This window comes from Methanoregula sp. (assembly GCF_028679125.1).
Classification (GTDB): domain Archaea; phylum Halobacteriota; class Methanomicrobia; order Methanomicrobiales; family Methanospirillaceae; genus Methanoregula.
Window position 1 is genome coordinate 20107 of the sequence record NZ_JAJRCG010000017.1, and the last position, 10961, is coordinate 31067.

Annotated in this window: 9 protein-coding genes; 5 read left to right on the forward strand and 4 right to left on the reverse strand. The window is 53.9% G+C overall.

The window, feature by feature from the left end; all coding sequences use genetic code 11:
* Nucleotides 1–11: 11 nt before the first annotated feature.
* Nucleotides 12–749, forward strand: a complete 738-nt coding sequence (locus LUQ43_RS10615) for a putative dsRNA-binding protein (RefSeq protein WP_299967336.1) — start codon at nucleotides 12–14, stop codon at nucleotides 747–749.
* A gap of 7 nt (nucleotides 750–756) precedes the next feature.
* Here LUQ43_RS10615 and LUQ43_RS10620 read toward each other — a convergent pair whose 3' ends face one another.
* A complete protein-coding gene (locus tag LUQ43_RS10620) occupies nucleotides 757–1239 on the reverse strand; it encodes a YkgJ family cysteine cluster protein (protein ID WP_299967339.1) in 483 nt (160 codons plus the stop codon).
* Between the two features lie 377 nt (nucleotides 1240–1616).
* Here LUQ43_RS10620 and LUQ43_RS10625 point away from each other — a divergent pair, with 377 nt between their 5' ends.
* The 3 genes from LUQ43_RS10625 to LUQ43_RS10635 are packed head-to-tail and all read left to right on the forward strand — an operon-like array spanning nucleotide 1617 to nucleotide 4874.
* Nucleotides 1617–2957 (forward strand): hypothetical protein, encoded by a 1341-nt coding sequence (locus tag LUQ43_RS10625; RefSeq protein ID WP_299967342.1) that lies wholly within the window; start codon nucleotides 1617–1619, stop codon nucleotides 2955–2957.
* A gap of 10 nt (nucleotides 2958–2967) precedes the next feature.
* Complete coding sequence (locus LUQ43_RS10630; RefSeq protein WP_299967345.1) at nucleotides 2968–3651, forward strand: ABC transporter ATP-binding protein; 684 nt, start codon at nucleotides 2968–2970, stop codon at nucleotides 3649–3651.
* On the forward strand, nucleotides 3648–4874 hold the full coding sequence (locus LUQ43_RS10635) for an ABC transporter permease (protein WP_299967348.1): 1227 nt from the start codon (nucleotides 3648–3650) through the stop codon (nucleotides 4872–4874). Before LUQ43_RS10630 ends, LUQ43_RS10635 begins: the two co-directional genes overlap by 4 nt.
* Before the next feature lie 573 nt (nucleotides 4875–5447).
* On the opposite strand, the gene LUQ43_RS10640 is transcribed toward LUQ43_RS10635, so the two are convergent.
* Nucleotides 5448–6014 (reverse strand): archaellin/type IV pilin N-terminal domain-containing protein, encoded by a 567-nt coding sequence (locus LUQ43_RS10640; protein WP_299967350.1) that lies wholly within the window; start codon nucleotides 6012–6014, stop codon nucleotides 5448–5450.
* 1140 nt (nucleotides 6015–7154) lie between these two features.
* Here LUQ43_RS10640 and LUQ43_RS10645 point away from each other — a divergent pair.
* On the forward strand, nucleotides 7155–7547 hold the full coding sequence (locus tag LUQ43_RS10645) for a hypothetical protein (RefSeq protein ID WP_299967353.1): 393 nt from the start codon (nucleotides 7155–7157) through the stop codon (nucleotides 7545–7547).
* A gap of 307 nt (nucleotides 7548–7854) precedes the next feature.
* Here the strand turns inward: LUQ43_RS10645 and LUQ43_RS10650 are convergent, their stop codons facing one another.
* Nucleotides 7855–9909, reverse strand: a complete 2055-nt coding sequence (locus tag LUQ43_RS10650; RefSeq protein WP_299967356.1) for a protein kinase — start codon at nucleotides 9907–9909, stop codon at nucleotides 7855–7857.
* Nucleotides 9902–10669, reverse strand: a complete 768-nt coding sequence (locus LUQ43_RS10655; protein ID WP_299967358.1) for an FHA domain-containing protein — start codon at nucleotides 10667–10669, stop codon at nucleotides 9902–9904. Before LUQ43_RS10655 ends, LUQ43_RS10650 begins: the two co-directional genes overlap by 8 nt.
* Nucleotides 10670–10961: the final 292 nt, after the last annotated feature.

Consider the following 10961-nt stretch of genomic DNA (forward strand, 5'->3'; position numbering starts at 1 on the left):
AATTGCAGGATATGAACGGGCAGGCCGGACGGTCACTGATCGAACTTCTCCGTTCTCCTGATCCGGATGTCAACCGGATCGTCAGTACTTTTGTCACCCGTTTCAACGCAGCCTATGGCCATCCCGGGACGGACCGCTGGGATATCTCCAAGGAGGACTGGCAGCGGTACGAGTTTCTTGGGGACCGGGTCCTGAACCTGGTCGTTGCCCAGGCATTATTCACGCAACGGGACGTTGTGCTCGATGAAGGGGAGATGACCCGGATCCTGAGCGGGATTGTCTCGAACCGTGCTTTGGACACGCTCACGCGACAATATGGGTCAGCGATCGTTACCCGGCTTATCCCCCGGGTGATCGGCGAACAGGAGACCTATGGCGAACGGATCACCGGGGGAGCATTCGAGGCGTTCATCGGGGCATTGTACTGTGAGGCCGGGTTCGATGATGTTGCGTATTTCCTCACAACGATCCTCGCGGAGACGATCAGCCATCCCGAGCTTGATGAGAACGCAATCGGGCACCTCCAGGAATATTTCCAGAAGCGGTACAAAACCGTTCCTGCCTATCGCCAGGTTGCCCGTACCGGGCCGGATCACAAGCCGGTCTTTACCTGCGAGGTCCTGTTCAATAACGAAATACTGGGCACGGGGAGCGGGGATAGTATCCGGAAGGCACAGCAGGAGGCAGCACGCAGGGCGCTTGCATGCCTGAAAAAAGACGGGAAGATCGATTCCGGTAATGGCGCCTGATTTTTAACTATCGTATTACCTGATACCCTGCCCGGGTAAGGGTCTTCTCTACGTGCTCCTCCCAGAGCGCTTCATCGGGGATTTCAATGCCCGCGATCTCCCGGTTCCAGACTGCCCGGAGATCCGGATCCATGGTGGTAAAATAGCGGGAGGCATCGACCACCCGGCCGAGCCGTTCCCCCCCGGGCCTGAGAACAAGGATGTGGAAACAGGAATACTGCCGGCAGAGATCGGGGCGGGTATAGTGCACGGTGCAGATTACCGTCCCGTGCGTGGTTTCCCGGAGAAACGGGCAGGCCATGGGCCGGCGCTTCCGGATATCCTGCGAATCAAAGAGATCCTGTTTTTCCGGATCGATCCAGACCCGCCGCTCTTCTCCGGTAATCTTGAACCAGATGATATACTCTGATGGCCCGGCCTGCTCCTTTATGCCGATTACATCCCCCATGGAGCTGCAACACTCCCCGCACTGACGGCACTGGAACGCCATTGCCCTACATCATCATGTTCCGGTTCTTGTGCGGGAATGGATAAATCAAGCGATGTGCTTTTTTACAGTTGTCCTGTGATGCGGGGATCCGCCAGCACGTGTTTCGCCAGCGGAACGATTCCCGGCCCGCGGGAGCGCTCCGGACCGATCATGGCGGCATCGTTTTGACCCCGCTCTTGTAGTCAGGGATATAGGTAACTTCGGAGTTCAATTAATCCCGTTTCCGGATAATAATTGGCCTCCTGCCGTGATGTGAATATAATAGACCCGGGATGTATGGTTTACCAAACATTTTGGGGAGCACCGGGTCGGGAACAGGAAAAAGAATGTTCCCGGACCGGAGGAAACCCCGCATACCCCAATGGAATGTGTAAACCATGAAAATACCCTCACTACGAACAAGTTGTATCCTGCTGGTGCTTCTGGCACTGGCAGTCATCCCGGTGGTTAATGCTGCCGATATTGTTGAAAAATCGGGCGGCGTGTCCTATGTTTATGTTACCTCGGTTGATATCGAACCTGAAGTATTCTATCCCTATGAACAGGGTTCGGTAACCGTAACGCTGACCAACAACGGCAACTCATCAATTGGCGTAAAGAACCCGAATCTTCTCGCGTCTTCGAATGATATCAGCATCGTGAAAGAGGACAAGTGGCAGACCATGAGTTACCTTTCCGCTGGTAACTCGATCAGTTATACCTTCCTCGTGACCGTGAACGGGATGGATGGCAAGTACTTCGGTCTCTTCACGACAGAAACCTCGGAAGAGGAAAACCTCCACTACCCCCTCACGTTTGAGGTGGATTCGGAGGATCTGCACGCTGCCATATCCAAGAGGCCGGAGACTTTCACCATTGACAGTGAATCGGATGTCAACCTGAGCCTGATCAACGCGCGTGACGGGGCGATCACGAGTGTCTATATCACGACCTCTGACAGCGGGTCGGATATCACGCCGTCAGTGACCTTCATCAGTGAACTCCCGGCAAACAGTGTAACCGAAGTACCTTTTGCCATCACGCCTCATCAGGCAACCAACATAACCTTCAACATCAGTTACCAGAACGGTGATATCAAACGCGAGGAATCTGTGGTCATGTCGGTTAATCCCGGCAATGCAAAAGATGCAGCAGTTCCAACGATCAATAACCTTGCGCTCACCTCATCAGGTAATACCTATGACCTGACCGGGGATATCACCAATACGGGTGTAACGGATGCAAACGGTGTTGTTGTATCGGTGGGCCTGCCCGCCAAGGGAACGGGTACTTACCCTGAATATGCCGTAGGCAGCCTGGCTTCCGATGACTCGTCAAGTTTCGAGGTCACCTTCACCTGCACTGATCTGTCTTCAGTCCCGCTGGTCATCCACTGGAAGGACTCTAACGGTACCGATTATTCGGTTACCAAGACCCTTGATCTCACGACATATTCCAACAGCTCAGGAGGCATGCCGTCTGATGGGACAAGCAGCTCTACCAGATCATCAAGCTCCAGCAGCTCGATGCAGGGACCCGGAGGCGATATGGGCGGCATGAGCGGCGGACCCGGTGGCTCGTCCTCATCATCGAGCAGCAGTGTCCTCTCCAGCATCACCAACCCGAAGGGCGGCATCAGCTCGTTCTACCCGGTCATCGCCATGGTCGTCCTGATCATTGTCGGTGTTGTCGGGTATACCAAGCGGAAATGGATCATGTCAAAGCTGAAGAAGCAGTAAGGGGTCAGATATGACCGACACTCCCCTTATCAGCCTGGTGGATGTCACCAAGACATACCACCTCGAGAGCGGGGACTTCACGGCGCTCAATCACGTCTCGCTCGATATCAAGGAAAATGATTTCGTGGCGATCATGGGACCGTCGGGCTCCGGAAAATCGACGATGATGAACCAGCTGGGAATCCTCGACGTTCCTAGCACCGGGGAACTCTATATCGACGGTAAAAACGTGGCGAAGATGAGCAACCTGGAGCGGACGCACCTCCGGCGCGACACAATCGGGTATATCTTCCAGAAATTCTACCTGATCCCGCTCCTTTCTGCCTACGAGAACGTGGAATACCCGCTCATCCTGAAGTACAAGAAGCACGATACAACGGGCAGGACATCAGCCCTGCTTGATGCCGTGGGAATCGACAAGGAAAAGGCCATCCACCGCCCCAACCAGCTCTCCGGCGGTCAACAGCAGCGGGTCGCGATCGCCAGGGCCCTGGTTAACGACCCGAAGATCCTTCTCTGCGACGAGCCAACCGGCAACCTTGATCGCAAGACCGGGTTCCAGATCATGGAGATCCTCTGTAATCTTCAGAAAGATGGAAAGACGGTGATTCTTGTCACCCATGACCCGAAGGTTGCGGAGTACGCGCACCGGACAATACGTCTTGATGATGGCAGGATTGTGGAGGAAACATGATCGGCGATATTTTCTTCCAGCTCTCGGTACGGAGCGTGAAGTTGAACTTCACGCGTTCGATCCTTGCATCGATCGGTATTGTGATCGGTGTTGTCGCCATCTCGGCCATGGGAATGCTCGGGACCAACATGTCCCTGCAGGTCGAGGACCAACTCTCATCGAGTGCGAATACTATTGTTATTACCGCTGATGCCATTCGGATGGGGCCGCCCGGGTCCAGTTCATCAGCATCGTATATTTCCAAAACCCAGCTGAACAAGATCAAATCTGCAGTGGGGACGAACGGGACCGTCATCCCGCTCTACTCTACCACTACGCAGTTCACATCAGGAAATGTCCAGGGACGCGGATCCATTTACGGGATGAACCCGGATGATGTGAATGAGTTCCTCACCATCGGGAACGGGACCAATATTGCCGGCATCAACGAAGCACTCATCGGGTTATCCTTATCAGAGTCGCTTGGCGTGGAAGTGGGTGACCGGATCAAGGTCAGTTCGGCATCGGATGGTCCGCCCACGAATGCCTCCTCGTCGGCATCCCGTGCAACGCTTACGATCGCCGGGATCATTGATGACCGCGGCACCGTTGCGGACAGCGTAAGTACCGATAACGGCATTGTGGTCTCCAAAGAGTGGTATACTGCCCAGTACGACGGTAAAGACGAGTATACTCAGGTCAACGTGATCGTTGATGATACCGACATGATAGCAGAGATCGAGGATGCAATCGATGCCAAGATCAACACGGACGAGAAGAAACCGTCCATACGGATCACGGACGCCAGTTCGCAGCTCGATACAATATCCTCAACGCTGAGTACGCTGACCACGTTCTGCCTGGCAATCGGAGGCATCTCGCTCATCGTTGCGGCAGTCAGCATCTTCAACGTAATGATGATGTCGGTCAACGAGCGTGTGCAGGAGATCGGTATCCTGCTCTCCATCGGTACGGAAACCGGGGAGGTCCGCCGGATGTTCCTGTACGAGGCCTTCATCCTGGGTATCGTAGGTTCAGGGATCGGAGGACTGATGAGCGTTGTCATCGGGTACTCGGTGGTGGACGCCATGATCGGAACCACGGAGTTCTTCTTCATGCCGTCCAGCATCATCTACGTCCCTGCAGGAATGGTGGTGGGCATGGTGGTCTGCGTGATCTCCGGGCTCTACCCTGCATGGCGTGCATCGAACATGGACCCGATCGACGCTCTCAGGAGCGACTAGATCCGGAAACGGTAGGTCACGATAAGGAGAATGCGGGGGATGGGGGACCTCCGAGATCCCATCCCCCGGGCAGTACTGGATAAACGGGAACATTATACCCGGAGGACCGGAAAGCCTGTATCAATACAATCATACCGGATGGGGTATGTCAGGAGAACCAGAAACTCCCGTTTGAGGAAGATCAGGACAAACGGGGGGCGCAAGAGAGGGGGTGGCCACCCGAAACTCCCCAGAAAAACCACGCCCTCCATCTCGCGCATCCCCCGAAAAACGCAGGCTTTTCATGCCGGTATCCGGCAGGTCCGGGAGACTTCATGAACCACGGGTCGCCGGGGATGAAATTCCCGAAATATCCAATTGCATCTGATCAGGCGTGGGTGCCCAACCCCCTTTTTTCTCTCACCTGGGGAACACGCATAGTTTTTCCTTAGCCGTGTGGATTGCCCTGTTCTACGCTAAAGATTGTTCTCACTAATTCAAACCGGCGTAACGACACTTATCCAAGCACAGATATGTTCTTGCCTTGATCGGTGAGACCTTCACCCAATCGAAAAAAGGAGCGTCTTTGTTATCTCAATAGACTTCATAGACCTGATCGTGAACCAATGCCGGAGGAGCTGTCCGCGTAATCGGGAGTGCTGCACCCTTATCGGGTTTCACTTCGATGGTGAACCTCTCGTTTGTACTGATTGCTGCCTGCGAAACCTTGACCGTGATTTTATCCATCTCCAGGGTACTCAAAAGCTCAGAATCCGCTCCCTGAACACGGTCGCGGGTGATATACTCTGTTTGGTCAGCTGTATAGGTCTTCAGGAAATCCGAAGTGGAGACCGTATAGACGACCTTCGACATATCAACAGCAGTTCCTCCTGCTGCAACCTGGAGATAGATAGTAACTGTTCCAATTGCAATCGTGGATGATGCTTTCGCAATGACGTTCCCAGATATTTCAAGGGCTGAACTGGCCTGTCCAACAGCAGTGTGGACTGACTCTTGGCTCTTCTGTGTGGTGAAGAACCCAGCACCCAGTATAACATACGAGAATGTTGCCGCTACAACGACAAAAGCAATCAGTACAATCGCAGCCTCAAGGCCGGTAAACCCAGCTTCGTAACCCGGAGTTGAATCAAATCGGTCCATAACCCTATCACCATGTCATCATCTTCACAAATTGGATACCATAAAATTGAGGTTGGACATAAATATAAATTTTATTGTCATTTTTGACAATAAAAACATTAAAATATGGGCAGTTTGAGATGAATGGCCCGGCACTCCTTGATGGTTATACAGCTGCCCGGTATTATTGACTGTCCAGTACAATTAATGCCGGAGGCTGTGCTATATTTCACCCCCCTCATACACTGAATATAATATCTGCCGCGGATATCGTGATGCAGGATGATTACCCGGCAGGGCAGTCATCAGACCATGGAGGTGGTTACAAAGAATCAGTGATCAATGATTCGGCAATACCATACCGACCATGATGTCGCCATTCCTGCCTCTGAAGGACTGTGGGGGGTGGGACTGATACGAGTGGCCGGACTTCTGTGGGCAAGCGGGCTATAAAGCCATACCAGTGGGGCCCGCATATTTTGGTCTTTAAAAAAGACCCGATGAGGATGCACAAGGTTCAGGAGAAGTACAAAAACCCGAGAAGGACAGGATATAATCCGTCAGTGAACAGGGGCCCCGTGGGGGAGAAGCAGCACAACAAACCCCCCGATCATCCGGCTCAGGTTCCCATCATCAACTCATTCTCCGGGAGCAGAGGGCGGTGCCCACAGCACCTTCCTGCATACCGGCATAGCGGACAGGGATGAGGATCCCCTCAACCCTCCCAAACCCTCTTTTTCCGGCTCGTATGAATGGTTTTCCTCAACTGCCCCGGTACGTGGCATGAAGATACAATACTTCTGGAATTTCTCAACCCGAAGATTGAGCAGGAAATGATAATGTACACTCATCAGTTCAATTTATCCGGTTTGAGGGTTAGTATTTCACTTGGATCATGCTTCAAATATAAAAGCGACGGTCCCCAAGATGATATCGGATGATCCCCTCAGGGGAGATCATTAGCAAAGACGGAATCGGACCAACCCTGCTGTCTGATCCTGCGGCTTAATGGTACAGGCAGGAAGCACTCACAATGTTTCCGGTTGTTCCTTCAGAGCCGCATCCCGGGAACCCCCCGGACGGACCCCCAGCATCGGCACACGATCCCCACTCCGGCCCATCTGGAATGATGGCAACCGGACCGTCAAGGAGACATATCCCATGAAAAGAAGCATTATTATCATGTTGGTCGCTTCAGCGATCCTAGTAGCAGGCATCTTCGTCGCCGGCTGTACATCAGATTCCGGAAGCTCTTCCGCGCAATCTGCTGTCACGACATCGGCGCAGGCCGCTTCAACAGCAGCGCCATCTGAACAGTCAGCAGTACCCTCCGGTACACCGCCAGCAGATGTTCAGGGTAACGGCACGGCACCCGCAGGTGGAATGGGTGACATGCAGAACGGTACAGCACCCGCCGGTGGAATGGGCGGCATGCAGGGCAATGGCACGGCACCCGCTGGTGGACCCAGTGGTGACATGAAGGGTAACGGCACGGCACCCAGTGGCGAGAAGCCCTCGGGCACCCCTCCCTCTGGTACTGCCTCGACCAGCTAAAGGCATACCTTCAGGTACAATGAGATGCCCGGAACGGGCAGAATAAATCCTGAAAATTATGAAGAGCAGATTCCGGGAACCGATCAGTTCCCGGAATCTGTCCCCCGGTTTACCTTATTTTCCATAATCTTCGGCCGATGACTTATGTCTTCGATGTTATGATCTCACACAATGACAGGCTTTTTTAGAAACCGTTGGTGAGAAGAACTGCACCGGAAACCAGAATGTGTTTTGGAAAGATCGTTGTGCACAGCCCCATCAATACGGGAGTTCAGGATCCGTCCCGTTGCCCACCCACGTATCCGGATTATTCTCCGTGGTCCAGGTGCTGGAGATCGTCAAGGATCCCTGCAACGGAGGCATACCGGTCCTTCGGCTGCTTTTGCAGGCATCTGGTGATGATGGCCGTGATCGCGTCCGCATTCCTGCCTGCAGGTTCCGGTGGCAGAGGGTTATTGTGGAGGATCGCCTGCGTGATCTCTCCCATGCCGGAGCCACTGAATGGAAGTCTTCCGGTGGTCATTTCGTAAAAGAGGACCCCGAGCTGGTAGATATCCGTCCACTGCCCGGCCTCTCCGTAAATATTCGGGGCAAGCTGTTCGGGTGCAGCATAGTTCAGGGAGAAACTGATAAGGCCAGTCTGCCGGGTATCCGAGAGTGCCTTCGCCAGGCCCCAGTCTGTGATCTTAGGGACATCCTCAACAGTTACGAGAATGTTCTCGGGTTTGATGTCGCGGTGGACGATGCCTTGCTCATGGGCATACTTGAGCCCTTCTGCCACGCCGGTTATGATCGCTACTGCCCTGTCTGTATCCAGGGGGAATTTCAGTGAGGCAAGGGAGGACTCGACGTATTCCATCTCGATATACGGCATGGGGAAGACGTTGGCCGCGTGGATTTCAACAATATTCTTGTGGTGGAGCCCCTGCCAGACATGGAGCTCCCTGGTGAACTGAGTCCCTGTCACCTCATCGAAACGGATGGGGATCTTCACGGCAACCATACGGTTCTCGTTTGCATCCCATGCCCGGAATACCCGGCCTACGCCGCCCTCTCCCATATATTCCGCATTTGGGTATTTTTTCTCTAGTCCCGACGGGAGCTGGGCTGCATAATACGACTGGTCTTTCCAGTCCCCGGCAGCCGAACCGTTTCCACCTGGTCTCTTTACCACGGTTGCATTGGCGGTGGGACTGACCTGGACATACTCGACATGACTGGCGGGCTGCACCTTCCTGCGGCTCCGTTCGAACCATACCCCCACAACAACGGATATAATGACAATGAGGAGGATCACCTCGATCAGGATGACGGGGAACATGCCACCCGGCGGGGGTGTCGTTGTCTCCCCCGGTACAGACGAGGGATTGCCGCCGGAAATCTGCGCCTGTCCTCCCGGAGTCTCGGAGACCGGTGACTGGGGTTGTTGTGCCTGTTGCAGCTGTTGCATGTTATCTCCCGCGACAGGCAGGTTGGCAGGCCGGTCTGTACCCTTATTACCCGTAATATTCCGTTCGCTGGAGGTGGTCTTCACGAGAAGGGTATATGAAGAGGGCTTACTGATAAGAGGCGCATGGTCACTGGTATCCGTTGTTCCGGAAGACTGGGTGGCTGATGTACCTTCCAGCACCGGGTATGCAGTATCGCCGACTCCGTCACCATCGTTGTCTGCCCCGGAGTATGCACTCCAGAAATTGCCCAGTTGACCGGAGAAACTGCTCCCATTATAGGTGTAGTCCTGCGGGCTCGATGACCACTGGGTGTCTGTTGACTGGCCATCCACATCCTCCGTGTTGTTGAACTGGTTCAGGAAGAATGAATTGGACCGGGATGTGCGATCCACTGTGATCCCGATACTGTTGCCTGTGATAGAATTCTCCGAGAATATGTTGCTGTTGGCACTTTTCAATTCGATTCCCCTGCTCAAGTCCCGCACCGTGACATCGCTGATCCGGTTGTTGTTGGATTGCACGAGAAGTCCTATCTTGGCGGCACCTGATATGTTCAGGCCGTTGAGCGTGACCCCGTCTGCAGCAAGGATAATGCCGGCACGGGAATTCGACGTAACAATCTCCGGAAGGTGATCCGTGTCCAGTGCACCAAAGACGATTGCGCGGTCGATGACAAGGTTCTCGTAGAAGGTTCCTGCAGGCAGGAACACCGAATCGCCGGCGGTTGTGGTGTTGATGAGGTTCTGGATTGATCCCCCGGTCCCATTATACATATAGACCGTTGCGGAGGCCGGTGGGATAAGCAGGAGAAGGGCAACGAAAAGCAGGGCTGTGAGTGCCGCATATTCCCTGCGGATGCCCCTGAGATCTGATTCCCGCTCGAAATAGTCCACCATCAATCGTTCACTCATTTACTACGAACAGGAACCGTGCCGAACTTTCTCCGATCGCAAGATCGATGACCTCCCCGTTCTTCAGCGGGGTCCGGGTCATCGGGGCAATGTGCTCGGCATTGACATACGTCCCGCTCGAACTCCCCCGGTCCTCGATAAACCATCCCTCTGCAGTCTTGAAGAGGATTGCATGGGGTTTGCTGATCCGTGTCACTGCGGCATACTCCACAGGAAGGGCTATATCCCCCTCTTTTGCAGAAGCGGGAAAGTCCGGGTCGATCCTCCCGATATTGATCCGCTCCCTTTTCAGCAGGTAGGTCTTTCCAGCGGTTCCCCCTTCGACAAGATGCAGGGCCGGGAACTGTTGGCCGGACTGTTCGAGCAGCGCCTTTCTCAGGGGTTCCATACGTGCCTGGAGATCCCCGTATCCCATCGGGATGTTGATGCTTGAAAAGACCCCGATGTTCCGGATCAGTGTCTCGAGCCCCCCGTCAACAAGGGAGAATTTCCAGACCGGGTGGATTCCCTTGACGGTCTCGCGGCCAAATCCTGCCTCTTTCTTCACGAGGCCGATGACTACCAGCTGGTCGATGTGCTTCTTGGTATTGGCATAACTGGTGTCGATGCGGGATGCGATCTCGCTGATCTCGCGGGGCTCTTTCTCGATCACCTTGAGGATCTTCAGCCGCACCGGATTCGAGAGAACCTCGAGGTACTCAGACAGTTCTTTCAAAAACGCCGGATCGGTTGAAACGGAAACGGTCTGTTTGTCGGACATGGTTTGGATCACCCGGGTCAATCCCTTCCTGTGAGAATGGGATGGTGTGGATGATAGTAGTATTATTGTGCGGGATAAAATAGGTTGGTGTTTTTTGTTGAACGCATATGACTGCGTGTTCACACCCGGACAGTGAAAAACCCTGTTTTGGAATTCCGATGGTCCGGTGCCTCATTTTTTACCTGAGCAACGGTGTTCAACCGTTCGTGTTTTTCAGGGGAATTTCTCGTGAATTTGAGTAAAAACGGGTAATATATGATCCACCCGGGTTCAATTCATTCCCCATCCCGTG